Origin of the sequence: Salinimicrobium xinjiangense DSM 19287 (assembly GCF_000423585.1) — a bacterium.
GTDB lineage: Bacteria > Bacteroidota > Bacteroidia > Flavobacteriales > Flavobacteriaceae > Salinimicrobium > Salinimicrobium xinjiangense.
In genome coordinates this window covers 44,991-68,897 of record NZ_AUIG01000008.1, presented here as the reverse complement: position 1 = coordinate 68,897, position 23,907 = coordinate 44,991, and the positions used below count along the sequence as shown (strand labels likewise).

Annotated in this window: 24 protein-coding genes; 9 read left to right on the top strand and 15 right to left on the bottom strand. The window is 40.5% G+C overall.

The genetic code is table 11. The features are described 5' to 3' along the window. Positions 1–79: 79 nt before the first annotated feature. The gene (locus tag G564_RS0103950) at positions 80–1,294 is read right to left on the bottom strand and encodes an RsmB/NOP family class I SAM-dependent RNA methyltransferase (protein ID WP_029036517.1); all 1,215 of its coding nucleotides are present in this window, start codon (positions 1,292–1,294) and stop codon (positions 80–82) included. A 74-nt stretch (positions 1,295–1,368) separates the two neighbouring features. Between G564_RS0103950 and G564_RS0103945 the strand changes: the two genes are divergently transcribed. Beyond that, a complete protein-coding gene (locus G564_RS0103945; protein ID WP_029036516.1) occupies positions 1,369–2,388 on the top strand; it encodes a WD40/YVTN/BNR-like repeat-containing protein in 1,020 nt (339 codons plus the stop codon). A 58-nt stretch (positions 2,389–2,446) separates the two neighbouring features. On the opposite strand, the gene G564_RS0103940 is transcribed toward G564_RS0103945, so the two are convergent. From G564_RS0103940 to G564_RS0103905, 7 genes are all read right to left on the bottom strand, one after another. Next, entirely contained in the window at positions 2,447–2,884 is a 438-nt protein-coding gene (locus tag G564_RS0103940) for a Spy/CpxP family protein refolding chaperone (protein ID WP_029036515.1), read from the bottom strand. A 1-nt stretch (position 2,885) separates the two neighbouring features. Further along, positions 2,886–3,398, bottom strand: coding sequence for a hypothetical protein (locus tag G564_RS19795; RefSeq protein WP_051205293.1), 513 nt, complete (start codon positions 3,396–3,398; stop codon positions 2,886–2,888). A gap of 32 nt (positions 3,399–3,430) precedes the next feature. Continuing rightward, positions 3,431–3,976 carry an RNA polymerase sigma factor gene (locus tag G564_RS0103930; protein WP_037373449.1) on the bottom strand — a complete coding sequence of 182 codons (546 nt, stop codon included), beginning with the start codon at positions 3,974–3,976 and terminating at the stop codon, positions 3,431–3,433. 363 nt (positions 3,977–4,339) lie between these two features. Continuing rightward, positions 4,340–6,163 (bottom strand): ABC transporter ATP-binding protein, encoded by a 1,824-nt coding sequence (locus G564_RS0103920; protein WP_029036513.1) that lies wholly within the window; start codon positions 6,161–6,163, stop codon positions 4,340–4,342. A gap of 10 nt (positions 6,164–6,173) precedes the next feature. Continuing rightward, positions 6,174–7,904 (bottom strand): phospho-sugar mutase, encoded by a 1,731-nt coding sequence (locus G564_RS0103915; RefSeq protein WP_029036512.1) that lies wholly within the window; start codon positions 7,902–7,904, stop codon positions 6,174–6,176. A gap of 50 nt (positions 7,905–7,954) precedes the next feature. Next, positions 7,955–8,914, bottom strand: coding sequence for a glycosyltransferase family 2 protein (locus G564_RS0103910; RefSeq protein WP_029036511.1), 960 nt, complete (start codon positions 8,912–8,914; stop codon positions 7,955–7,957). Positions 8,915–8,924: 10 nt separating this feature from the next. Continuing rightward, a complete protein-coding gene (locus G564_RS0103905) occupies positions 8,925–9,455 on the bottom strand; it encodes a DUF4199 domain-containing protein (RefSeq protein ID WP_029036510.1) in 531 nt (176 codons plus the stop codon). Between the two features lie 171 nt (positions 9,456–9,626). On the opposite strand from G564_RS0103905, the gene G564_RS0103900 reads away from it, so the two are divergent. The 3 genes from G564_RS0103900 to mtaB all read left to right on the top strand — a co-directional run bounded on the left by G564_RS0103900 (position 9,627) and on the right by mtaB (position 12,721). Then, on the top strand, positions 9,627–9,878 hold the full coding sequence (locus G564_RS0103900; protein ID WP_029036509.1) for a type B 50S ribosomal protein L31: 252 nt from the start codon (positions 9,627–9,629) through the stop codon (positions 9,876–9,878). A gap of 125 nt (positions 9,879–10,003) precedes the next feature. Then, positions 10,004–11,176: a GlmU family protein gene (locus G564_RS0103895; RefSeq protein WP_029036508.1), complete on the top strand. Its 1,173-nt coding sequence runs from the start codon at positions 10,004–10,006 to the stop codon at positions 11,174–11,176. Between the two features lie 210 nt (positions 11,177–11,386). Next, on the top strand, positions 11,387–12,721 hold the full coding sequence (gene mtaB / locus G564_RS0103890; RefSeq protein ID WP_029036507.1) for a tRNA (N(6)-L-threonylcarbamoyladenosine(37)-C(2))-methylthiotransferase MtaB: 1,335 nt from the start codon (positions 11,387–11,389) through the stop codon (positions 12,719–12,721). Here mtaB and G564_RS0103885 read toward each other — a convergent pair. Continuing rightward, positions 12,718–13,017 carry a GNAT family N-acetyltransferase gene (locus tag G564_RS0103885; protein ID WP_029036506.1) on the bottom strand — a complete coding sequence of 100 codons (300 nt, stop codon included), beginning with the start codon at positions 13,015–13,017 and terminating at the stop codon, positions 12,718–12,720. The two genes, mtaB and G564_RS0103885, sit on opposite strands and share 4 nt — an antisense overlap. Before the next feature lie 211 nt (positions 13,018–13,228). Here G564_RS0103885 and G564_RS0103875 point away from each other — a divergent pair, with 211 nt between their 5' ends. Continuing rightward, positions 13,229–13,933 (top strand): alpha/beta hydrolase family protein, encoded by a 705-nt coding sequence (locus G564_RS0103875; protein ID WP_037373448.1) that lies wholly within the window; start codon positions 13,229–13,231, stop codon positions 13,931–13,933. Between the two features lie 2 nt (positions 13,934–13,935). Further along, a complete protein-coding gene (locus G564_RS0103870; RefSeq protein WP_029036504.1) occupies positions 13,936–14,862 on the top strand; it encodes a lytic transglycosylase domain-containing protein in 927 nt (308 codons plus the stop codon). A 59-nt stretch (positions 14,863–14,921) separates the two neighbouring features. On the opposite strand, the gene G564_RS0103865 is transcribed toward G564_RS0103870, so the two are convergent. Both G564_RS0103865 and G564_RS0103860 read right to left on the bottom strand, forming a co-directional pair. Further along, positions 14,922–15,623: a TlpA family protein disulfide reductase gene (locus G564_RS0103865; RefSeq protein WP_029036503.1), complete on the bottom strand. Its 702-nt coding sequence runs from the start codon at positions 15,621–15,623 to the stop codon at positions 14,922–14,924. Positions 15,624–15,773: 150 nt separating this feature from the next. After that, positions 15,774–16,289 carry a hypothetical protein gene (locus G564_RS0103860; protein ID WP_029036502.1) on the bottom strand — a complete coding sequence of 172 codons (516 nt, stop codon included), beginning with the start codon at positions 16,287–16,289 and terminating at the stop codon, positions 15,774–15,776. Positions 16,290–16,454: 165 nt separating this feature from the next. Here G564_RS0103860 and rpmH point away from each other — a divergent pair, with 165 nt between their 5' ends. The 3 genes from rpmH to G564_RS0103850 all read left to right on the top strand — a co-directional run bounded on the left by rpmH (position 16,455) and on the right by G564_RS0103850 (position 20,040). After that, positions 16,455–16,613, top strand: a complete 159-nt coding sequence (rpmH, locus tag G564_RS20085; protein ID WP_013071475.1) for a 50S ribosomal protein L34 — start codon at positions 16,455–16,457, stop codon at positions 16,611–16,613. 103 nt (positions 16,614–16,716) lie between these two features. Further along, positions 16,717–19,569, top strand: a complete 2,853-nt coding sequence (gene carB / locus G564_RS0103855) for a carbamoyl-phosphate synthase large subunit (RefSeq protein WP_029036501.1) — start codon at positions 16,717–16,719, stop codon at positions 19,567–19,569. Positions 19,570–19,647: 78 nt separating this feature from the next. Continuing rightward, the gene (locus tag G564_RS0103850; RefSeq protein ID WP_029036500.1) at positions 19,648–20,040 is read left to right on the top strand and encodes a DUF423 domain-containing protein; all 393 of its coding nucleotides are present in this window, start codon (positions 19,648–19,650) and stop codon (positions 20,038–20,040) included. Positions 20,041–20,379: 339 nt separating this feature from the next. Here G564_RS0103850 and tnpA read toward each other — a convergent pair whose 3' ends face one another. The 4 genes from tnpA to G564_RS0103830 all read right to left on the bottom strand — a co-directional run bounded on the left by tnpA (position 20,380) and on the right by G564_RS0103830 (position 23,904). Next, the gene (gene tnpA / locus G564_RS0103845) at positions 20,380–20,811 is read right to left on the bottom strand and encodes an IS200/IS605 family transposase (protein ID WP_029036499.1); all 432 of its coding nucleotides are present in this window, start codon (positions 20,809–20,811) and stop codon (positions 20,380–20,382) included. A 434-nt stretch (positions 20,812–21,245) separates the two neighbouring features. Continuing rightward, positions 21,246–22,211 carry a bile acid:sodium symporter family protein gene (locus G564_RS0103840; RefSeq protein WP_029036498.1) on the bottom strand — a complete coding sequence of 322 codons (966 nt, stop codon included), beginning with the start codon at positions 22,209–22,211 and terminating at the stop codon, positions 21,246–21,248. Further along, entirely contained in the window at positions 22,212–22,757 is a 546-nt protein-coding gene (locus G564_RS0103835; protein WP_029036497.1) for an acyl-CoA thioesterase, read from the bottom strand. A 7-nt stretch (positions 22,758–22,764) separates the two neighbouring features. Next, a complete protein-coding gene (locus tag G564_RS0103830) occupies positions 22,765–23,904 on the bottom strand; it encodes a serine hydrolase domain-containing protein (RefSeq protein WP_029036496.1) in 1,140 nt (379 codons plus the stop codon). Positions 23,905–23,907 lie beyond the last annotated feature (3 nt).

Here is a 23,907-nt window from a genome sequence, read left to right as displayed (position 1 = left end):
CGTAAAAAACAAAAAAGCAAAAAAATAACAGGTCTCAAAAATGTCATTTTTGAGACCTGTTATCTGAGGAGTGTTTTTCTTATTTTTTTTCCAGCAAGGCCATGTAGAAGCCGTCGAAGCCGGTTTCGCTGGAGAGGATCTTCTGTTCTTTTGCAAGGCTGAAATCCTTTCCTTCTTCGGAAGCAAGGAATTTCTTCACTTGCCCTTCATTCTCTGAAGGTAAAACAGAACAGGTTGCATAGACCAGCTTTCCGCCGTCTTTCACCATTTTTGAGTACTGCTTCAAAATTTCTTCCTGCGTTTGTTTTAAAGTTTCAATAAACTCCGGCTGCAGTTTCCATTTAGCATCAGGGTTGCGACTTAGAACTCCGAGGCCGCTACATGGTGCATCGATCAATACACGATCTGCACTGCCGTAGAGTTTCTTGACTACTTTTGTGGAGTCAATTACCCGCGGCTCAATATTGTGAGCTCCGGCGCGACGGGCGCGGCGTTTAAGCTCCTTAAGTTTATTCTCGTAAATATCTGTAGCGATCAATTGACCTTTATTACCCATCAAAGCAGCCAGGTGCAGGGATTTTCCTCCTGCCCCGGCACAGGTGTCAACCACCCGCATTCCCGGTTCCACTTCAAGGAATTCTGAAACTAATTGGGAGGATGCATCCTGCACTTCAAAAAAGCCATTCTTAAAGGCTTCTGTTTTGAAAACATTCGCTCTTTCTTTAAGCTGAAGCGCATCGGGATAACCTTTTAAAAATTCAGTTTCAATTTCTTCTTTTTGAAGCTCTTGCTGTAACTTTTCTTTTGTGGTTTTAAGAGTGTTTGTTCGAAGTACGACCGGCGCCTGCTGGTTGAGCGCATGGATCTCTTTTTCCCAGGTCTCTTCGCCCAGTTCCTTTACTCCCAGTTCATCCATCCAGTCTGGCACAGATTCCCGGAACTTCCTGATCTTGCTCAATTCATCAAATTTTCCTTTGATGCGACGGGTAGGTACGGGTTCCATCTGTTTCCAGTCAGACGGTATTTCGATACCTCTCAAGGTCGCCCATACAGCAAATAATCTGAAAAGATTTTCCCTGGAATAGGGCGCTTTTACTTCGGCAATTTCAGAGTAGAGGCGTTTCCAGCGTACAATATCGTAAGTTGTTTCGGCAATAAAACTCCGGTCACGGGAGCCCCAGCGTTTATCGCGTTTTAAGGTTTTTGCAATCACCTTATCGGCGTATTCTCCTTCATTGAAAATTTCTCCCAGGGCATCGACGGTTGCAAAGACAAGGTTTCTGTATAAGCGCATAAAAATTATTTAAAGCTGCAAAGGTAAGGTTTTTAAACTACGGAAAATCTATCTTTGGAGGCAAAACAACTTAGATGAAGCGACTGATTTTAGGGCTTTTTATAGCCATTACCGGATGTAATTCTGAACCGAGATTTTCCCAAGTCCAAATTGATATGCTTCTGGAAGATTCTATAAGCATCCGCGCCATAGAGGTGATGGGGGAGGACGTTGTTTTTGGAGGCTCTAACGGAGCTTACGGGATCTATAATTCGGCTCCCGGACAGATGCGGGTTCAAAGGCAGCAGTATGACTCCATTTATCCCGAATTCAGGGCGGTAGCAGGTACTTCCGAAGATATTTTTCTACTGAGTGTGGGGAATCCGGCGCTGCTATTTAAAACCGGAGGCAGCGGACTGGAACTGGTCTATAAGGAAGAGCACGAGAAGGTGTTTTATGACTCCATGACCTTTTGGAATGATAAGGAAGGAATTGCCATGGGTGATCCTGTGGAAGATTGTCTGTCGATAATAATTACCCGCGACGGCGGCCAAACCTGGAACAAACTTTCCTGTAATAATTTACCTAAAGCTGCCGGGGGAGAAGCCGCTTTTGCAGCCAGCAACTCCAACATTGCAGTAGAGGGGGATAAGGCCTGGATATTGTCGGGAGGGGCGAAATCAAGGATATTTTTTACTCCGGACAAAGGGAAGAGCTGGGAAGTTTTTGACACTCCGCTTGTTCAGGGAGAGAGTACCCAGGGAGGATACTCTTTGGATTTTTATGATGAGCAAAATGGTGTCATCATAGGCGGGGATTATACAGCACCCGCGGAAAACCGTTCTAATAAGGCTATTACCAAAGACGGAGGAAGAACATGGGAATTGATTGCCGAAGGTGAGGATCCGGGGTACATGAGTAGCATTCGCTATGTCCCCGGTGGCGAAGGAAAAGAAATAATCGCAATAGGATTTCAGGGGATTTATTACTCTGCCGATATGGGAAAAACCTGGAACAAACTTTCAGATGAAGGTTTTTACACCATCCGGTTTGTCAATGACAGCACTGCATATGCCGCCGGAAAGAACAGGCTGGCAAAACTTATTTTAAAGTAATGATCCGGCGCTTTTTACAGCAACCGGATCATTCCAACTAACCAACCAAAAAACTTAATTATGACTTGTTTGATGCCTGCCGGGCCCGATATTCCCGCATCATCTTTTGATTAAATTCATCTTCGACCTGTTTTAGCTGCATTATTCTCTGTGCAGTAAATATCTTCTTAAGGTCGTTGTAATATTTCTTTTTTAAGAGGTAATCTTCGCGCTCAATTTCCACGTATTCCTCCAGTTGCGCGCGCGCTTTCTCTTCGCTCAGGCATTCTGCATTCTGCACCTTGGATCTTTCACGGCGATATAACTCTCTTCTTTTCTCATCAAATTCATTATAAACAGGCCAGAATTGCTGCGCTTCTTTTGCGGTTAAATTTAGACCTTCAGTGATATGAGCTGTCTTAAGAGCTTTTATTCTTTCGAGATGCTCAGATCTATCCTGTGCCGAAAGTGTAAAACCAAAGAGCAGAAATAGGATAGCAATTAAATAATTTTTCATTTTAATCTTCATTAAGTAGGAGTGCCGGCTCTTCAATATGGTCATTCAAATATTCGAGCAGGGCTTCTTTGTCAATATTGGGCTTATTAGCCGAAGCAGTAAAAATGTACTCTCCGACCTCTGTATTATTTGGGTTATTGAGATCCAGGGACTCAAGAAGGTAATTTTCCATGGCGGTGATATTAAGGTCATCAAAATCCAGTTCTCCCGATCCATTATAAAACATTGAACTAAATAGAATTGCCAGAACCGCTGCCACACTGGCTGCGTAATATAGCACCGGATGTTTGTAAAGTGGAATAACCTTAGCTTTTTGGTCCGTTGTTTCCACATTTTTCATCACCCTGTTCTCCAGCTCATCAAAATAATTGTCGGGTACCCGGAAAGGGTTTTTTTCAAGCTCCCCTTCAGAAAAAGTCAGGCGCGTCATCATGCGATCCTCAAAATTTTCGAAGTAACCTTCGGGAACTTTGAAGCCGGCATCTTTTTGATATGGTAACCCGTTCTTTTTCATTTAATTATTTGACTGAATTTGGTGACATTGGTTTAATTGCTTTTTAAAAATTCTTCTATTTTTTTGGTTGCATGATGGTAAGAAGCCTTCAAAGCACCTTCTGAAGTTCCTAAGATATTTGAAATTTCTTTATACTTCAATTCCTGAAAGTACTTCATGTTGAAAACCTGCTGTTGTTTATCGGGAAGGCTGGCTATGGCCTTCTGAAGTTTTAGCTGAATTTCATCCCCTTCAAAATAAACGTCATTTTCCAGATTATCAATAATTTGTTGCTGCAGTTCTTCGGAAGTTACCTGTTGTTTTTTTGCCCTGCTGTTAATAAAACTTATTGCCTCATTGGTGGCAATACGATACATCCAGGAAAATAACTGACTTTCACCTTTGAATTTCTCTATGTTCCTGAAGATTTTGATGAAAGTATTTTGAAGAACATCATCTGTATCATCATGATCTTTTACAATGTTCCGGATTTGCCAATACAGTCTTTCCTGGTATAAATGAAGTAGCTCCCGAAAAGCTTCGTTACGGGACTTAGGATCCTGCAGTTGATGTACTAATTTTTCTTCGGAAGCATTCACTTTATGAAAATCGGAAATTTAAAACGGGTAAAGATAGGAGGAATTCTGTAGAAATAACAGCAAGAGAAAATAAAGGATATGATGGTAAAATGTCGATGAAATACACAAAATCAAGATAAAGTACACAAAAAATTTGTGTGAATCGATTTTTGTAGTATCTTCACATTGTGAAAAAGTGATCTTTTTTGCTCCAAACGATGGAGATCTTGTCTCCATTAGCCCCAAAAATGGCGGCAAGATTATGAAAAATGGGTGAACCTACTTCATCCATTTTTTTCATTTCAGGGCATTTCTGAATTAATATTGTGATTTCTTTTGTAATAAAAAAAGGCATTTGAAAAATGCCCTTTTTGAATACTTTAATTAATCAAAAGATTGCATCTCTACTAGTTTCTGATAAGTAGATTTTTTTGCCAGCAACTCCTCATGCTTTCCCTGTTCCACGATCTGTCCTCTTTGCATTACCACAATTTTATCTGCGTTTTGTATTGTTGAAAGTCGGTGAGCAATAACAATGGAAGTTCTGTTCTTCATCATATTCTCCAGGGCTTTTTGCACCAGTCTTTCGCTTTCGGTATCTAGTGCCGAGGTAGCTTCATCGAGAATCATAATAGGCGGGTTTTTAAGCACAGCTCTGGCAATAGAAAGTCTTTGCTTTTGGCCGCCGCTTAACTTGTTTCCGCTGTCCCCAATGTTGGTGTCCAGTCCTAATGGAAGATCCTTCACAAATTCCCACGCATTGGCGATCTTTAGGGCGTCAATGATCTCCTCATCTGTGGCATTATCCTTTCCTAAACCTACATTGTTTCTCACTGTATCATTGAACAGGATGGAATCCTGGGTTACCAGTCCCATGAGGCTGCGAAGGGATTTCTTGGATATTTTTCGAATGTCGGTCCCGTCGATCTTGATGGCTCCTTCATTGACATCGTAAAATCTGGTAACCAGGTTAGCAATAGTTGATTTCCCGCTTCCGGATTGTCCTACAAGAGCAACGGTTGATCCTTTGGGAACGCTTATGCTGAAATTTTTCAGGACGTATTCCTCTTCGTACTTAAAGGAAATATTCTGTATTTCAATTTCATCGCTAAAGTCTGTTTTGTCAATTGCATTTTCAGCATCCACTATTGTACTTTCAGTTTCCAGCACCTGAAAGATCCTCTCTGCTGCCGCATCACCTTTTTTTACACTGTAGGTTGCCTTGCTTATCTGCTTCGCCGGGGTAAGTATATTATACGCCAGACCCATAAAGGCGATAAAAGTGGCGCCATCCAATGTTCCTTCCACCAGAACCATATTTCCGCCAAACCAAAGAATGATCACAATTACGAAGATCCCAAGGAATTCACTGGTAGGAGAAGCGAGATTTTGCCTGTTGATGAGACTATCCAGAATTCTCTTTAGACGATGAGTGGAATCTCTGAATTTCTTTCTGAACTTTTCTTCAGCATTAAATCCTTTTACAATTTTAAGGCTGGAGAGGGTTTCTTCCACCAAAGACAGGAAATGTCCGTTTTCTTCCTGGGCAAGGTTGGACTGGCTCTTCAGTTTTTTTCCGATGAGAGAAATAATAAAGCCCGAAATAGGAAGAAAAATAAAGACAAATAAAGTAAGGGTAGGGCTCATGATCAACATCGCAGTGATGGTGAAAATGATCGTTAATGGTTCCCTTACAATAAGCTCGAGGATAGAAAGGAAAGATGTTTGCACCTCATTGACATCGGCCGTGATCCGGGAAATTGTATCTCCTTTTCGTTTTTCAGAAAAATAGGAAACCGGCAGTGCCAGAATTTTATCATAGATAGCATCCCGAACATCTCTAAGAACACCATTTCTAAGGAAGGTGATGAAAAAGGCGGCCAGGTAGCCAAACAGGTTCTTTAGAAAGAAAAGGATCACTACAACCCCGCAGACAAAAAGCAGGGCAGTCACTTCATCTTCATTGACGCGACGGGTGACCTGAAAATTGAAATAATCTATAACATAATCTTTGAGGCTTCCCGAACCTGCCCATTCTGGCTCTACTGCCACTCTTTTTGTCTTGTCAAAAAGTATCTGGATCACCGGGATGAGCGCCAGAAATGACAAAGTGCTAAAAAGTGCATAAAAAATATTACAGATAATATTAAGGACCGCAAATCGCTTATACGGAATTGCGAACCTTAGGATCTTTTTAAAATAATTCATCAAGAGCGGCTTACGCCAGTTTTAGCTCGGATTTAATTCCTGCGATTTTTTCTGAAAGTTCCTGCTCAACTTTTTTATAGTTCTGCACGTCATCCAGAGGAGCATTTACACTTATGTAGAATTTAATCTTTGGTTCTGTCCCACTTGGTCGTGCTGCCACTTTAGTTCCATTTTCTGTATAGTATATGAGAACGTTGGATTTTGGGATGTCCAGAGTTTCAACAGTGGTTTCAGTCAGGCCATAGTTAAATGCTTTTGAACTTTGGTAATCTTCAACAAGAACAACTTTTTCCCCGGCAATTTCGCTAAGCGGATTGTCCCGCAGACTTATCATCATATTCTTTATCTGCTCGGCACCATCAATACCTTTTTTTACCAAAGAGATCAATTCTTCCTTATAAAGGCCATATTGCTCATAAAGTTCAAGCAATTTTCCATAAAAAGAAATGCCTCTGGCTTTCATCTCGGCAGCAATTTCACATGCCAGTAGGGTAGAAGTGGTGGCATCTTTATCCCGCACAAAATCTCCTACCATGAATCCAAAACTTTCTTCTCCACCTCCTACGTAATCAAGTCCGGGATTGTCTTTGATCATCTTAGCGATCCATTTAAAGCCGGTAAGACCTTCTTTATACTTTACTCCGTAATTCTCAGTCACCACCCGAAGCATTGGGGTAGAGACTATGGTAGATCCAACAAATTCACGACCTCTAATACGACCTTCTTTTTTCCACTGTTCAAGGAGGAACCAGGTCATTACCAGCATAGTTTGATTTCCATTAAGCAATACCATTTCACCTTCGAGATTTCTTACGGCTACTCCCAGTCGGTCTCCATCGGGATCTGTTCCAATGACAATATCGGCATTTACTTCCTCAGCTTTATCCAGGGCCATTTTTAAAGCTTCCGGTTCTTCAGGATTTGGAGATTCCACTGTGGGAAACTCACCGTTAGGTTCAGATTGTTCCTCAACCAGAATAACATTTTTATATCCTGCAGTTTCCAGAACTTTAGGATTCAATTTAATTGCAGTTCCATGAAGCGAGGTAAAAACGATCTTAAGATTGTCTTTAGCGTCCTGGGGAGTATTAAAGCTTCCGTTTTCCACAGAGGCTTTTATAAATGCTTCATCCACTTGAGTGTCTATAAGTTCGATCAGATCCTCATTGGCTTCAAACTTTACTTCAGAATAATCAAGTCCGGCAATAACTTCCACGATCCTATGATCATGTGGAGGAACTAATTGCCCCCCGTCCTGCCAATAGACTTTGTAGCCGTTGTATTCGGGCGGATTATGACTCGCGGTAAGTACAATTCCGCAGTGGCAGTCAAGATATTTCACAGCGAAAGATAATTCGGGAGTAGGACGGAGTTCAGAAAAAAGAAAAACTTTTATTCCGTTAGACGAAAACACATCGGCAACCACTTTAGCCAGTTCTTTACTGTTACGGCGGCAATCATACGCGATAACTACGCGCAGGTCTTCGTCTGGGAATTGACTTTTGAGATAATCGGAAATTCCCTGGGTGTTCTTTCCGAGGGTATATTTATTGATCCTGTTGGTTCCAACTCCCATGATGCCTCGCATTCCACCGGTACCAAATTCCAGGTCCTTGTAGAAGCTTTCCTTTAAATCATCGGGATCATTTTCCAGTAGATCTTTTACTTTATTTTTAGTTTCTTCATCAAATACCGGGTTAAGCCAGGATTCTGCTCTTGTCTTTATGTCGTAATAGCTCATGCCTATTTTTTTAATCAGTAACAAAAATAAGTATTTCTATGGGAAATTGTTTAAAACTCTCCTGTTGTTTCGCTAATGCGATACCGCTCTTTTTCCCGGCTGCTGCGAAGGATTAGCTCTCCAAGGAAGCCGGCTAAGAACAATAAAGTTCCGAGAATCATAGTAGTAAGTGCGATGTAGAACCAGGGATTATCTGTTACGAGGATGCTGGGCAAACCTTCATAAAGTTTGTATAATTTAGAAATACCAATCCAGAGGGTAAAAAGAAATCCGAAGAAGAACATAAGTATTCCTAAAGCTCCAAAAAGGTGCATGGGGCGTTTACCAAACTTAGACAAAAACCAGATAGTTATAAGGTCCAGAAACCCGTTCACGAATCTTTCGGCTCCGAATTTGGTTTTCCCATATTTCCTCGCCTGGTGTTTCACTACTTTTTCTTCAATTCTGGAATAACCGGCATTTTTCGCCAGCACCGGAATGTAGCGGTGCATTTCTCCGTAAACATCAATGTTCTTGATGACAGATTTACGATAAGCCTTAAGTCCGCAATTGAAGTCATGTAACTTTAGCCCTGAGGTTTTCCTTGCCGCAGCATTAAACAGCTTTGAAGGAAGATTTTTAGATAATACCGAATCATAGCGTTTCTTTTTCCAGCCAGAGATAAGGTCGTATCCTTCTTTTGTGATAAGGTTATAAAGTTCCGGAATTTCTTCGGGATTATCCTGTAGATCGGCATCCATGGTAATCACCACATCGCCTTCGGCCTTGTCAAAACCCACATGCAGCGCCTGGGATTTTCCGTAATTCCGGTTGAATTTTATTCCCTTGACTGCAGGATCCTCTGCCGAAATCTTTTTAATAATCTTCCAGGAATTGTCTGTACTGCCGTCATCAATAAAAAGAATTTCATAGGAAAAAGAATTGGACCGCATAACAGTTGCGATCCAATTGTATAATTCCTTTAAAGATTCTTCTTCATTAAGAAGAGGGATGACGATAGATAACTGCATTAAATTTGTTTTATACTTCGTATGGCCTTCTTTGCTTCATAATAGCTCCGGCGATCAATCCAACGATCAATCCAAAAAGCATATCAACGACAAGGGTAAAAGCAAAGGTAATCCAAGGTCCTCTAAAAGCAGCACTCATTTCCAGTCCTTTTTCCCATTGCTCTTCAGTAAGGGCGGGATTATTTGCAAATGCTTCCTGTTTTTGTAGTTCAATTGCCTGCTCCATATAATCGGGTTCTAGTATAGTAGACAGGACCACTACCCAAAGACCGCTAATAATAGCTGCAATAAGTGCAATTCCTACAGCAACTTTAATGGCCTCACCTATAGATAGAAATCCTCCGTTTTCTTTTTTGTAGCCTTTGATCCCATAAACAACAACGGCTATAAAAACAGCAAAAGTAATTACCATAAAAGACCAGTGAGGCTTTAAGTGGTAATTCAATACATACATAATAACACCAAGGAGGACCAGTAAAATTCCCAGTATTAAACCGTAATTCAGAACAAATTTACGAGCTTTAGCTTGTTGAGCTTCCATAAAATATTAAATTTGGTTGATATTACAGTTAGTAAGCAAATATAACAAAACGTTACACAGGTGCTGCGGCTTTCTTTTGTTGTGAAAAATTAGTTGATAATGCTTGTTTGATTGTAAAAATTAATTAAATTTGCACCTCGAAAAAATTACAAGATTTTAAAGAATTAAGAGATGAAGCAGGGAATCCATCCGGAAAATTATAGATTGGTAGCGTTTAAAGACATGTCCAATGAGGAAGTTTTTATTACCAAATCTACCGCAAACACAAAAGAAACTATTGAAGTTGATGGTGAGAAATATCCTTTAGTGAAGTTGGAGATCTCCAGAACTTCTCACCCGTTCTACACTGGTAAAGCTAAATTGCTTGATACTGCCGGTCGTATTGACAAGTTCAAGAACAAATACGCGAAATTTAAAAAGTAAATTTTCGCTCCATAATACTATAAGCCTCCTGTCCAGGGGGCTTTTTTTGTGTACGAATATGTCTCTTTGTCTCCATTTCTTCCAATTTAATATTACTTGTACCTTTACATGTAAATGACTTTCAAATGAACTATATATTATTTGACGGGGCCGTGCGTACCCAGTTACTGCCTTTTACCTTCACTCGTCCTGTAGCCGATATAAGAATTGGTATTCTTACTATTCGTGAGAAATGGGAGAAATATCTCAATACAACCACCTCTACTATCACTGAAGACTATTTATCTGAGAAATGGCCTATGGTAGAGATGGAAGAAAATGTGATGATTAACGCTGCTTTTTTACCCACAGCCGAGCTGGTCGAACAAATAAAGAATCTGCAGCCGGGAGAAGCCATATTTCACGAGGAGGATGTAGTTGCTTTTCATGCTTATGAAGAACAGGATGTCGAATTTGCTAAATGTACCTCCATTGAAATGGAAGGAAAAGCTATGATGGTCGAGCATACCTGGGATATTTTTAGACTCAATGCAGAGGCGATCGCCGCCGACTTTGAGCAGCTAACAGAACACCGGAAGAGCCAGAAGCTTTCCTCTACAAACCAGGTGATCGCACCCGAAAATATATTTTTAGAGGAGGGAGCGAAGGTGGAGTGCACCATATTAAATGCTTCTGGAGGTCCTATTTACATTGGGGCAGATGCCGAAGTGATGGAGGGAAGTATAATTCGCGGGCCTTTTGCACTGTGTGAGCAAGGTATTATAAAAATGGGTGCAAAGATCTACGGATCTACCACAGTTGGGCCATATTCGAAAGTTGGAGGAGAGGTTAACAATTCTGTCATTTTTGGATACTCTAACAAAGGACATGATGGTTTCCTCGGAAATTCAGTTTTGGGAGAGTGGTGCAATCTTGGAGCAGATACCAATACCTCTAATTTGAAAAATGATTATTCAGATGTGCGTTTATGGGATTATTATTCCGAAAGATTCGCGCCCACAGGCTTGCAATTTTGTGGACTCATGATGGGAGATCATAGTAAATGCGGAATAAACACCATGTTCAATACCGGGACTGTCGTGGGAGTTAGTGCAAATATCTTTGGCGCCGGTTTTCCACGGAATTTCATTCCCAGCTTCAGTTGGGGTGGAAGTGGAGGTACAACTACTTATAAGACAGTTAAGGCGTTTGAAGTAGCTGAAAAAGTAATGGCAAGGAGGGACATTGAATTTTCTGAACAGGATAAAGCGATCCTGGATCAGGTTTTTGACGACACTAAGAAGTACAGACGGGAGTAAAATAGTGATCAGTGGTCAGTGATCAATGATCAGAAGATTTAAAATCAAATAATTACTGTTCATTGTTAATTGGTCATTGATCATTGAACCTGATAATTGTACATTGATTAAAAGTTGGTATCTTTGCGCCCTCTAAAATGATATTTTTAGAGCTTTTTTTATCTAACTGACATTCTGAGGTTTATGCTTTAGAATTTGAGAATGCGAAGAATGGAAAACCTTAAAAAAGTTGCTTTTTATACCCTTGGTTGTAAGCTGAATTTTTCTGAAACCTCTACCATTGCCAGATCCTTTAAAGATGAAGGATTTTTAAGGGTAGATTTTAATGAGGCTGCAGATATTTATGTCATCAATACCTGTTCGGTGACAGATAATGCCGACAAGCGATTTAAAACCATAGTAAAACACGCTCAAAAAGCGAATGAAAACGCTTTTGTAATTGCTGTTGGATGTTATGCCCAGTTAAAACCTGAAGAATTAGCTGCTGTAGATGGGGTCGACCTGGTTTTGGGAGCAACCGAGAAATTTAAAATTACGAATTACCTGAATGACCTTTCCAAAAATGAAATGGGAGAAGTGCATTCCTGTGAAATAACCGAAGCCGATTTTTATGTAGGATCTTATTCTTTTGGAGATAGGACCCGCGCGTTCTTGAAAGTTCAGGATGGTTGTGATTATAAATGTACTTACTGTACAATACCTCTGGCCCGGGGAATCTCGAGAAGCGATGAACTGGAGAACGTTTTAGAAAACGCAAGGAAGATCAGCCAAGATGGAATTAAGGAGATCGTTCTTACCGGAGTGAATATTGGAGACTACGGGAAAGGAGAATTTGGAAACAAAAAACATGAGCATACCTTTCTGGACCTGGTAAAAGCGCTGGATGAGGTAGAGGGGATTGAGAGGCTTCGAATCTCATCTATTGAGCCCAACCTCCTTAAAAATGAGACCATAGATTTTGTTGCTAAAAGCAAAGCTTTTGTGCCTCATTTCCATATTCCGCTGCAAAGTGGGAGCAACGATATTCTTAAAGCTATGCGCCGGCGCTATATGAGAGAGCTTTATGTGGATCGGGTACAAAAGATCAGGGAAGTTATGCCGGATGCATGCATAGGAGCAGACGTGATCGTTGGTTTTCCGGGAGAATCAAATGAACATTTCCTGGAAACCTATAATTTTTTAAATGAACTGGATATTTCTTACCTGCATGTCTTTACTTATTCTGAAAGAGATAATACTTCCGCTGCAGAAATGACTGATGTGGTGCCTTTAAAGATCAGGAAAAAAAGGAGTAAAATGTTGCGGGGTCTTTCCGCCAAGAAAAGACGTGCTTTTTATGAGTCTCAATTGGGTAAGACAAAAAATGTTCTTTTTGAAGGGGAAAATAAAGAAGGCTACATTCACGGCTTTACAGAAAATTATGTAAAGGTGAAAACACCATGGGATCCTGCTCTTGTCAATACACTTCAGAAGATTGAGCTGCAAAAGATAGGTGAGGATGGCCTGGTGCGCTTCTCATATGTTGAAGAGCAGATAACAGCCTAAATATTTATTCCCACCGGAAGCATACCTTTGTATTTACGTCGGTGTTTTCGCATGAATTTTGCTACTGCGGGGCTTGTTGGCATCACTCTTATTTCCCGGTCTTTAATTATATCAAGTACCTTCTCTATGAAAGGTTCAAGATATCCTTCTTCTTTAAGTTTTTCACTCATTTCGAGCTTGGTTAGGAATATTTTCCTGTCCTGCTGGGAATATTCAATTTTGGCAAGCTCCCCGTCAATCTCGCACTCGAATTGACGCAGAAATTCATTGTCATTAACAGATAATTGAGGGTTCATATTTTATAATTATTTAGTTCTTAATGAATTATCAAAAAATCAGCCACTTTTTTTGAAGTATGGGTTCTGACCTTTTTCATAGAATTGAAGGCTGCAGCCGGCAGGGAAACTTTTAATATTTAAAATTCTTCGAAGCGATGAATTTCCCTTATTTTTGACTATAAAGATAAGCATTTTTGCTTAAAATTCGGCTGAAGAGGCTGCTATTTCAATGACAAACACTTCTGTTATTCATGTTTATTGCATGCCGGGTCTCGCTGCTAATCCTACAATATTTGAAAAAATAGCCTTACCGCAGGATAAGTTCCAGATCCATTGGCTGGATTGGCTGCTGCCAAAGCCCAAAGAGAGTATTAAAGATTATTCAAGACGCCTTTGTGAAAAGGTGAAACATGAGAATCCGGTTTTGATAGGCGTATCCTTTGGCGGGGTTATTGTTCAGGAAATGGCACAACTCATTGACGTGAGACGGGTGATCATAATTTCAAGTGTGAAGAGTGAAAAGGAACTGCCAAGACGCATGAGGTTTGCACGTTGTACAAAAGCTTTTAAGATCGTGCCCACATCTCTGGCCAGGCATGTAGATGCTTTCGAAAAAATAGCAGTGGGTGATTTTGCTAAAAAAAGAGCAAAACTGTATAAAAAATATCTTTCTATTACAGATATCCGTTACCTGGATTGGGCAATAGAGAAAATGGTGTGCTGGGAAAGGGCAGAACCTTATCCCGGTGTAGTGCATATTCACGGAGACAGCGATGAAATTTTTCCCTATAAATACATCGAAGATTGCATTACAGTTCGCGGTGGAACCCATGTGATGATCATTAACAGGTTTAGATGGTTTAATGATCATCTTGAAGAAATAATAATGACCGGAGAGTTAAAGGAAAAAAAGGAAAATTTAATAAAGAACTGAAGATGAAAATTAAGAACATACTTATTGGAGGAAGTGTGCTGGCAGTAGTAGGATTAGGTATTAATGCGGTACAGGAGGCGCCAAGTGATGAGGTGCAGGAAAAGAAGATGATCAATGATTACAATATTTATGCACTTCCAATGCCCGAAAATCTGGAATTTGCAGGAGAACCTGTCCCTGTTCAAATTCCCGATGTTCATGAGAGAATGGACAGGGAGCTTTTGGTAAACACCTATTGGCAGTCAAATACGCTTTTACTCATTAAACGCGCGAACAAATATTTCCCGGTGATGGAACCTATCCTGGCCGAATATGGAGTGCCTGATGATTTTAAGTATCTGGCCGTAATCGAAAGTAGTCTCACCAATGCTGTTTCACCCGCAGGCGCCAGAGGCTTCTGGCAAATCATGGAGGCTACCGGAAAAGAATATGGACTGGAGATAAACTCTAATGTTGATGAACGATATAATATTGAAAAATCTACCCGTGTGGCAGCAGAATATTTCTTAAAATCCAAAGAGCGTTTTGGCAGCTGGACACTGGCCGCTGCAGCCTATAATGCCGGTAATTATGGCGTTGATAAGCAGAGAGACCGGCAGGATGTAAAAGATTATTACGACCTTTTGTTGGGAGAAGAAACGGGAAGATATGTTTTTAGAATTCTCGCTCTTAAAGAGATCATGGAAAATCCGGCTAAATATGGATTCAATTACAGACCGAAGGACCTCTACGCGCCAATCCCGTCACGTAAAATTAAAATCGATACTCCTGTAACGGATTTTGCAAAATTTGCCAAAGACTTTGGGATCAACTATAAGATCCTAAAGATCCACAATCCATGGCTAAGAGAGGCACATCTCGATAATAAAAGCCGAAAGGAATATTTGATCGAATTACCGGAAGAAGGTTATTATAGCCCCGCTCCTTAAAAATAAAACTACAAAACCGCCGGGAAGGCGGTTTTGTAGTTTTAAGGGAAATCCAAGACTTAAGGTGTCAAAACTTCTTCGGCCTGGGAAAACTGGCCGCTGTCTTTGATCAATAGCAGTGAAATTGCTTTAGAAAAAGAGCTGTAATTAAGGTCGTAGGATTTTTCAAATTCAATTCCATACGGGTGAGAGACCTTGCGTCTTATATCAATGATTTTCTTTTCCTTGTTTAACAGGAAAGTAGTAGGAAAGCCCAGAGAATGTTTCATCATTTTGATTACATAGGGGCTATTATTCTTTATTTCATCTACATATAAAACCCGGATATTTTTATGATATTTTTTTGCCAGCTCTTTTGCAGTTGCGTGATTGTCCCAGAACAACAGAACAAAGTCAACTTCATCTGAATACTTTTCGGCAAGTTTATTTAACGCCGGGATCTCTCCTTCTGTAGGGACAATCCAAGAGGCATAGGTAGTGAGATATACAGGTTTGGTAAATTCGTTCAGAGAAACCTCTTTCTTTTTCAGGTCCTTCACCTTGAAGTTGTCCAGCTGGCTTCCTTTTAAGCTGTAATCAATAAGAGAGTCAAAAAGAAACTCTGCCCGCTCAAGATTATTAGTGCGATAAGCTTTATCGGCTTTTTCTTTATATTTTGGAAGGTGGAGACTTAGAGCTTTAGAAAAGAAAATCTGCTCTTGTTGTGAATAAGAGAAACCTGTAAAAAATATAGTAAGAATTACAAGTAATGTTTTCTTCATTCACAGTGAGGTTCCGAATTCGGCACAAAAGTACTGAATGAATTCCTACAGCTGAAACTTACTCGGTAAAGAGCACAGAAATTAGATGAAATACCTTAGCGGCCTTTCCTGAAAATGATTCCTTAAAAAAAACTTGTGTAGAGACGAATATTAGATCTTTTTCATCTGTTGTTTCATCATCTTGATCTGCTCGTCAAGCATGTTGTGCTTATCAAGTTTTTTTGCCTCCTGCAACAGCATTTGAGCTTCTCTTTTTCTGCGTTTTGTCATCGCAATCCCGGCAAGGTTTAGCTTAGCCATTGCCAGGTCCTGTTTCATGGACAATCCCATTTTGACTGCTCTTTTAAAAAACTTCTCTGCCTGGGTCATATTGGTTTGAGAAACCATTAAACCGTGCAGGTACCAGTAGTAGCCCTGTTGTTTTTGAGTAAGTGCCTTTTCCGGATCCTTTATTTTATCTAACCATTTTTTAGCCCCCGGGAAATCCTGCTTCCGCAGTCTTAGAAAAGCCATAAGTATCATTTCGTTCTTGTAATAAAGAAAGATGAAAATACCTGCTAATAGTAAGAGGAAGATTCCGTTTCCTATATTACCCTGAAAAAACTGCCATATTGCAATGATGACAAGGATGGCTGTGATGATTAACTTATAGACTTTATTAAACATTTGCAGTTGATTTTAGAGGGCGCAAAGGTAAGAAAAACAATTGGAAATTATTTCAATTTAGGGTTTGCCTAAGTAAAAACTCTTTGTATATTTGCCCGCAGTTTTAAGAGGAGGTCTTAGAACAATTTTTCAAAGAGATTTCAAAGAAGATTAAAGATAATTATCATGAAAAGAACGTTTCAACCATCTAAGAGGAAAAGAAAAAACAAGCACGGTTTCAGAGAGCGTATGGCAAGTGTTAACGGAAGAAAAGTGCTGGCTCGCAGAAGAGCGAAAGGCAGAAAGAAATTATCGGTTTCCTCAGAGAACAGGCACAAACACTAAATGATAATAACCGAAAATAATAAAGGTGTTACTTTTTTAAGTAACGCCTTTTTTTATACCCTATAGGTTCCTATTTTTACAAACACCACACAAATTATTTCTAATGCCAAAGAACGAAAACCTAAAAAAAATCCTGATTATAGGTTCTGGTCCCATAGTAATAGGACAGGCCTGTGAATTTGACTACGCCGGTGCTCAGGCTCTTAAATCATTGCGGGAGGAAGGAATAAAGACGGTATTGATCAACTCCAACCCTGCCACGATCATGACCGATCCTTCAATGGCAGATCACGTTTATCTAAAACCTCTTACAACAAAATCTATAGTTGAGATCCTTAACGATCATCCCGATATTGATGCAGTACTCCCCACCATGGGTGGACAAACTGCACTGAATCTGTGTATTGAAGCAGAGGAAAAAGGGATATGGGAAGATTTTAAAGTTAAATTGATTGGTGTTGATATAGATGCCATAAACATCACAGAAGACCGGGAGAAATTTAAACAGTTGATGGTACGGCTTGGAGTAGGAGTAGCCCCGGCACAAACAGTTACTTCTTTTCTCAAAGGAAAGGAAGTGGCACAGGAATTCGGCTTTCCGCTCGTAATCAGAGCTTCGTTTACACTTGGAGGTAGTGGTGCAGCCTTTGTCCATAAAGAAGAAGAGTTTGATGAACTATTAACTGCCGGTCTTGAAGCCTCGCCAATTCACGAGGTACTAATTGATAAAGCCTTACTGGGTTGGAAAGAATATGAACTGGAATTGCTTCGGGACAAAAATGATAATGTTGTGATCATTTGTTCCATTGAGAACATGGATCCAATGGGAATTCATACCGGGGACTCTATTACCGTTGCGCCGGCAATGACCCTTAGTGATACCTGTTTCCAGAGAATGAGAGATCTTGCCATCAAAATGATGCGCAATATTGGCGATTTTGCGGGAGGCTGTAATGTTCAATTTGCTGTAAGCCCCGATGAAAAGGAAGAGATCATGGCAATTGAGATCAACCCGCGTACCTCAAGATCTTCGGCTCTTGCATCAAAAGCAACCGGATATCCTATTGCAAAAATTGCAGCTAAGCTTGCCATTGGTTATACCCTGGATGAACTTCAAAACCAGATCACACAAACAACTTCAGCTTTATTTGAGCCTACTCTGGATTATGTGATTGTAAAAATCCCACGCTGGAACTTTGACAAATTTGAAGGCAGTGACCGTACTCTTGGATTGCAGATGAAATCTGTGGGAGAAGTCATGGGAATTGGCCGCTCTTTCCAGGAGGCGTTACATAAAGCTACTCAGTCCCTGGAAATCAAAAGAAATGGATTGGGAGCCGATGGGAAAGGCTATACAAATTACGATCTGATCCTTGAAAAATTAAAATTTGCCAGTTGGGACAGGGTATTTGTGATCTATGATGCCATTCAACTGGGAATACCGCTAAGCAGGATCCATGAGATCACCAAAATAGACATGTGGTTCCTGAAACAATACGAGGAACTCTATGCTCTCGAAGTAGAGATTTCAAAGTTCAGCATCGATTCGCTTCCAAAAGACCTGCTCCTGGAAGCTAAACAGAAAGGTTTTGCAGACAGGCAGATCGCCTATATGGTTGACTGTCTCGAAAGTCAGGTATATAAGAAACGGGAGGAACTTGGGATCAATCGTGTCTATAAACTTGTAGATACCTGTGCGGCCGAATTTAAAGCGGAAACGCCTTATTATTATTCCACTTTTGAAGCCGATATAGAAACTCCAGAAGGAGTTAGATATGTAGAAAATGACAGTAAGGTTTCAGAAAAAAGAAAGATTGTAGTATTAGGTTCCGGACCAAACCGGATTGGCCAGGGAATTGAATTCGATTATTGCTGTGTCCACGGAGTTTTGGCAGCTAAGGAATGCGGTTATGAAACCATCATGATCAACTGTAATCCGGAAACCGTTTCGACCGACTTTGATGTAGCAGATAAGCTTTATTTTGAACCTGTGTTCTGGGAGCACATCTATGATATTATACGTCATGAGAAACCTGAAGGTGTAATTGTCCAGTTAGGAGGTCAGACGGCTTTAAAACTGGCAGAAAAACTTGATCGCTACGGAATTAAGATCATAGGTACCAGTTATAAATCTCTGGATCTCGCTGAAGACAGGGGCTCTTTCTCGAAACTGCTTCAGGAGAATGATATTCCTTATCCGGAATTCGGAGTAGCAGAAACTGCCGATGAAGCTTTGGCCCTGGCCGATGAACTTGATTTTCCAATCCTGGTGAGACCATCTTATGTACTGGGAGGACAGGGAATGAAGATCGTAATAAACAAAAAAGATCTGGAAGCAACTGTTGTCGACTTGCTTCGGAAAATTCCTAACAATAAACTTCTTTTGGACCACTATCTCGATGGGGCTATAGAAGCTGAAGCAGATGCTATCTGTGACGGGGAAACGGTACAGATCATTGGGATCATGGAGCACATTGAACCCTGCGGAATACATTCCGGAGATTCAAATGCCCTGCTTCCGCCATTCAATCTTGGAGATCTGGTGCTTCAGCAAATAAAAGATCACACCAAAAAGATCGCTCTGGCGCTGAATACCGTCGGATTGATCAATATTCAGTTTGCGATAAAAGATGATAAGGTGTTTATCATAGAAGCTAACCCAAGAGCTTCCAGAACAGTTCCTTTTATAGCAAAAGCCTATGGACAGCCATACGTGAACTATGCAACTAAAGTGATGCTGGGAGAAAATAAGGTGACCGACTTTAAATTCGAACCGAAATTAAAAGGTTACGCCATTAAACAACCGGTGTTCTCTTTCAATAAGTTTCCGAAGGTTAACAAACAACTGGGGCCTGAAATGAAGAGTACGGGAGAAAGCATTCTCTTTATCGATAGTTTAAGAGACGATACTTTCTATGAGTTGTACTCCAGAAGAAAAATGTACCTGAGTAAATAAGTTTCAAAAATGTTATTTTTGAATGCCATCCTCCAGGGGTGGCATTCTTTTTTTACTGAATATTTATACTAGATGAACATGGAAGAAATCATTTTAATAGCAGGAGGAATATATGGTACCCTTGCAGTCATTTTTGGAGCATTTGGAGCTCATGGTTTAAAGAAGTACCTGGATCCAGAGCAATTAAAAAGTTTTGAAACAGGAGTGAAATATCAAATGTACCATGCCTTGTTGCTCATTCTCACGGGGATCATTTTTCCTTTTCAAGGTTATTCGCAAAACCTGATGGGATGGTTTTTAATCCTTGGAGTTTTCTTCTTCTCCTTTAGTATCTATGGATTGGTGTTGTCCTCGGCAAAAGGTCGAAAAATGTCATTTTTGGGGCCTGTTACTCCGGTAGGCGGATTATTACTGGTGATGGGGTGGGTGCTTTTTACAATAAATGTTGCGGGAGTTGTAACTACTCCTTAGTTCATAAACCGTTGAAACGGTTTGATTATACCAAATATTTCCTGACCCCGGGTTGAAACCCGGGGCTATAGGAAGTTTTATTTAGCCTGTAGATTTTCTCTCTCTATGGCCGCTTGGCCCATTTTTCAGCAAAGATTAAGATCACCAAAAGCGGTAAAATGTGGTGCAGTTAACAATGGGACGCCATTTACATTGCTTTAAACTATTTTCTCAGCCTGGTTTTTTATAGCCACGGGTTTTAACCCGTGGTTATAGAGAAATTGCGGGTAATAATGGTTTTAACCATTTATAAACAGGTGAGTCAATTGTTTAAACCGGAATTTATTTCAGTAGTATCTATTAATTCTCAAATCCGTAAAGCTTCAAAAATTCCTCATACTCCTGCTGGAATGATTTCTTCTGATGATGCAGCTTCTGGTTCCGGATATAGGAAAAAGTTTTCTCTAATACCGATTCAGAAACAGAATAGGCAGCATATCCTGTTTGCCATGAGAATTTTTGAGGTATGAGATTGTTCTGATTAATATAATGAGAACTACTTCCTTTAATTTGCTTAATAACATCTGAAATAGATCTCTGTGGGTTGAGCAAAAACAAGCAGTGGATATGATCGGGCATTCCATTTATTATTCTCACAGGACAACCTACTTCCCGAAATTGTTGATCAATATATTCGTGTATTTCATTTTCAAAGGGAAAATTTATCAATGGTTGCCGGTCTTTGGTTGACCAAATAGTATGAACCCATATTTTATTAAACGAATGACCCATAATGGAAATTTGTTTAGGTGTATAAACCGTTGAAACGGTTTTGATAATAATAACTGTTCTCGTGACCCCGGGTTAAAACCCGGGGCTATGAATGAATTTAGGAAAAAAGATTGAATCACTCATTTTCAACTTCATATCTGAAAATTGTGAAATACAGGTTTCCACCTTCTTATAGCCACAGGTTTAAACCTGTGGCTATAAGTAAATTAGTATAAAAATAGTTTTGACTATTTAGGAATTAATTAGATCAGGAAATATTCTCCTCCGGCACCCGCCTTTTTTTTACAAAGACCATATTACCAGAGACGTGCTATTAACTACAGAAAGAATAAAAAGTTATTCGTGATATTTATCTCCTCGGTAATCTTAGCCACGGGTTTTAACCCGTGGTTATAGAGCATCTCCGGGCAGGAATGGTTTTAACCATTTCTACTTCACTGAATATGATTTTCTCTCGCTGCCCGCTTGCGATAGCTTTCAGCAAAAACAGCAATTACCAGTAACTGCAGAATGTGATACAGCATAATGGGCAACAGGAACAATGCATTAGCGGCACTATTACCAAAGATGACCTTCACCATGACCGACCCATGCACTAAAGATTTTTTGGTGCCACAGAATTTAGCAGCAATCTCATCCTCTACACCTAAATTCATAAGTCTGGAGATTAATCCCAAACCAAAATAAACAGCAAAGAATAAAATCGTTACTATTATCAGAAGTTTTAAAAGATCCACCGGCCCTACAGTTGTGAACAGCTGAGAGGAAAATGCACTGCTAAAGCTGGAATAGACAATCAGGATGATGATCGTTTTATCAAAAAAGCTGATCTTTTTTGAATGTTTACGCGCCAGATCTCCAAGGAACTTCTGGAGGAATAATCCGATGATTAGCGGCAGAATGATCTGAATTACCAGCTTTTGCACCACGGCGCCAAATTCAAAGTCTGAAGAGGCTGCCATGAACAGGCTCATCCACAAAGGAGTGGCCACAATCCCTATTAATCCCGAAAGGCTGGCATTAAAAATGGCAGTGGGTAAATTACCTCTGGCCAGTGACACCATCACAATAGATGAACTGACCGTAGAAGGTAAAGCTCCCAGAAAGAATAGCGCCAGCCACAGGTCTGAGGCTGTTCCCGTGTCAAAAAAAGGAGCGAAAGTCAGTGTCAGCATCGGAAAAAGCACAAAGGTGGTCAGCTGAATGATAATGTGCACCCGGTAATTATAAAAGCCAGCTTTAAATTCTGCCGGTGAAAGTTTAAGTCCGTAGAAGAAGAAAATAAAACCTATTCCTATATCTGTAATGGTCTTTAGCGGCAAAACTTCAGGGCCTTCCGGTAAGAACCAGGCAACAAGGATGGAAAAAAGCAGTGCAGCTATGAATCCGTTGAACTTCACTTAGCTTTCGATCTTTACGTTATAGGTTTCCACGATGTGCAAATGTTCTTCGGATACAAAATCAGTTTCAGTGAATTCTTTGAGCTTTACTCTTTTATTGTCGTATCTCTTTATACTTTTTGCAAATCTCCTAATATCGTCTGTAGACTTCAGGATCAATCCGGGCACCTTTACAGATTTGCCTTCGGCGTCCTTGGCAACCATGGTGAAGTAGGAGGAATTACAGTGTTTCACTTCTCCCGTCTGAATGTTTTCGGCTTCTACTCTTATTCCTATTTGCATAGAGCTGCTACCAACAAAATTCACTGAAGCTTTCATGGTAACCAGCTCTCCAATTTCAATCGGCTTCAGGAAATCTACAGTGTCAACACTTGCAGTTACACAATAAACTCCCGAATGCTTGGAAGCGCAGGCAAAGGCGATCTGGTCGAGCAGGCTTAGCACATAACCTCCGTGTATTTTTCCGTTGAAGTTGGAATGGGAGGGAAGCATAAGTTCAGAAATAGTAACCTGCGACTCGGCTATGGTTTTATATTCTTTTGTCATATCGAAATTAGAGGGATTGGTAAAGCAGGTTCATAAATTCTTCAATTTTGGAAGGCTCCAGCCAGCGGGTGACCACAACCAACTTTCTCTCCTGGTCCACCACAATAAAATTCCCTCCAAATCCGGCTGCGTAGAATACATGGTCCGGTACATTCTTCCACTGGCGATTACCTCGATTAAGCCACCACATATATCCGTAGGATTCATTGGCTTCTGAAGCTTCCAGGGCTTTTGAAATGCTTAAGGATGAAATTAACTGTTCGCCGTCCCAGTTGCCGTCATTCATATAAAGTAAGCCGAAACGGGCCATGTCCTCAGCATTGATGAATAATCCTCCACCCGAATGGCCGCCACCGCTTACCGACTGCATTTTCAGTCCGTCAATAGTAACCCAGGAATTTTCATATCCATACCAACGCCAGGTGCTTGAAGCATCAATGGGATCCATGATATTTTCCTTGAGAATCTGTGGCAATGGTTTTCTAAAGATATTTAGCAGGGAATATGCCAGCACATTTACCCTCACATCATTGTACTTGTAGTGAGATCCCGGTTCATTTAGTTCTGTAGAACGCCAGTCATCAATGTTTTTCCGGGGGTTTGGGCGATCTGCCCAATCATAGGTGTCCCACAGTTGTCCTCTCCAATCTGAGGTTTGATGCAAGAGATGCTCCCAGGTGATCTGGCTGTTATGCGGACCTTCAAAAGTGTCATCCCAAACATAATGTTTTACCGGCTCTTCAACATCGTCTATAAGTCCTGAGTCGAGGGCGAGAATGGCTGTCGTGGCCAAAAAACTCTTGGTCACACTAAAGGTCATATCCACTCTTTCTGTGTCTCCCCATTTTCCAATTATGTAGCCGTCTTTTAAGATCATTCCGGCAGGGCCACCGCGTCTTTTTGTGGGACCTAAAAGTTTGTGATAAGGTTCGTTTTCAAAACCTTTAAGTATCGCCTGTCGTAGATCTCTTGAATCGGAATATTCATTGTTCTTGGCAAATTCAATGGCTTTGGAAATATCTATATTAAATTCTGAAGCTGGTTTTTCTTCCCAGACATCTGCTGAAGGAAAGTAGATTTCCTGGGCTGTGGTTGAAATGCTAAAAAAACAGGCAAAGAATACCAGCCTGAAAAAGTAAAGTTTCATAAT

What these genes read in the sequence shown, in the direction of transcription:
- G564_RS0103950 (WP_029036517.1), bottom strand. Translation starts at nt 1,294, where the DNA reads ATGCGCTTATACAGAAACCTTGTCTTTGCAACCGTCGATGCCCTGGGA.
- G564_RS0103945 (WP_029036516.1), top strand. Translation starts at nt 1,369, where the DNA reads ATGAAGCGACTGATTTTAGGGCTTTTTATAGCCATTACCGGATGTAAT.
- G564_RS0103940 (WP_029036515.1), bottom strand. Translation starts at nt 2,884, where the DNA reads ATGAAAAATTATTTAATTGCTATCCTATTTCTGCTCTTTGGTTTTACA.
- G564_RS19795 (WP_051205293.1), bottom strand. Translation starts at nt 3,398, where the DNA reads ATGAAAAAGAACGGGTTACCATATCAAAAAGATGCCGGCTTCAAAGTT.
- G564_RS0103920 (WP_029036513.1), bottom strand. Translation starts at nt 6,163, where the DNA reads ATGAATTATTTTAAAAAGATCCTAAGGTTCGCAATTCCGTATAAGCGA.
- G564_RS0103915 (WP_029036512.1), bottom strand. Translation starts at nt 7,904, where the DNA reads ATGAGCTATTACGACATAAAGACAAGAGCAGAATCCTGGCTTAACCCG.
- G564_RS0103910 (WP_029036511.1), bottom strand. Translation starts at nt 8,914, where the DNA reads ATGCAGTTATCTATCGTCATCCCTCTTCTTAATGAAGAAGAATCTTTA.
- G564_RS0103905 (WP_029036510.1), bottom strand. Translation starts at nt 9,455, where the DNA reads ATGGAAGCTCAACAAGCTAAAGCTCGTAAATTTGTTCTGAATTACGGT.
- G564_RS0103900 (WP_029036509.1), top strand. Translation starts at nt 9,627, where the DNA reads ATGAAGCAGGGAATCCATCCGGAAAATTATAGATTGGTAGCGTTTAAA.
- G564_RS0103895 (WP_029036508.1), top strand. Translation starts at nt 10,004, where the DNA reads ATGAACTATATATTATTTGACGGGGCCGTGCGTACCCAGTTACTGCCT.
- mtaB (WP_029036507.1), top strand. Translation starts at nt 11,387, where the DNA reads ATGGAAAACCTTAAAAAAGTTGCTTTTTATACCCTTGGTTGTAAGCTG.
- G564_RS0103885 (WP_029036506.1), bottom strand. Translation starts at nt 13,017, where the DNA reads ATGAACCCTCAATTATCTGTTAATGACAATGAATTTCTGCGTCAATTC.
- G564_RS0103875 (WP_037373448.1), top strand. Translation starts at nt 13,229, where the DNA reads ATGACAAACACTTCTGTTATTCATGTTTATTGCATGCCGGGTCTCGCT.
- G564_RS0103870 (WP_029036504.1), top strand. Translation starts at nt 13,936, where the DNA reads ATGAAAATTAAGAACATACTTATTGGAGGAAGTGTGCTGGCAGTAGTA.
- G564_RS0103865 (WP_029036503.1), bottom strand. Translation starts at nt 15,623, where the DNA reads ATGAAGAAAACATTACTTGTAATTCTTACTATATTTTTTACAGGTTTC.
- G564_RS0103860 (WP_029036502.1), bottom strand. Translation starts at nt 16,289, where the DNA reads ATGTTTAATAAAGTCTATAAGTTAATCATCACAGCCATCCTTGTCATC.
- rpmH (WP_013071475.1), top strand. Translation starts at nt 16,455, where the DNA reads ATGAAAAGAACGTTTCAACCATCTAAGAGGAAAAGAAAAAACAAGCAC.
- carB (WP_029036501.1), top strand. Translation starts at nt 16,717, where the DNA reads ATGCCAAAGAACGAAAACCTAAAAAAAATCCTGATTATAGGTTCTGGT.
- G564_RS0103850 (WP_029036500.1), top strand. Translation starts at nt 19,648, where the DNA reads ATGGAAGAAATCATTTTAATAGCAGGAGGAATATATGGTACCCTTGCA.
- tnpA (WP_029036499.1), bottom strand. Translation starts at nt 20,811, where the DNA reads ATGGGTCATTCGTTTAATAAAATATGGGTTCATACTATTTGGTCAACC.
- G564_RS0103835 (WP_029036497.1), bottom strand. Translation starts at nt 22,757, where the DNA reads ATGACAAAAGAATATAAAACCATAGCCGAGTCGCAGGTTACTATTTCT.
- G564_RS0103830 (WP_029036496.1), bottom strand. Translation starts at nt 23,904, where the DNA reads ATGAAACTTTACTTTTTCAGGCTGGTATTCTTTGCCTGTTTTTTTAGC.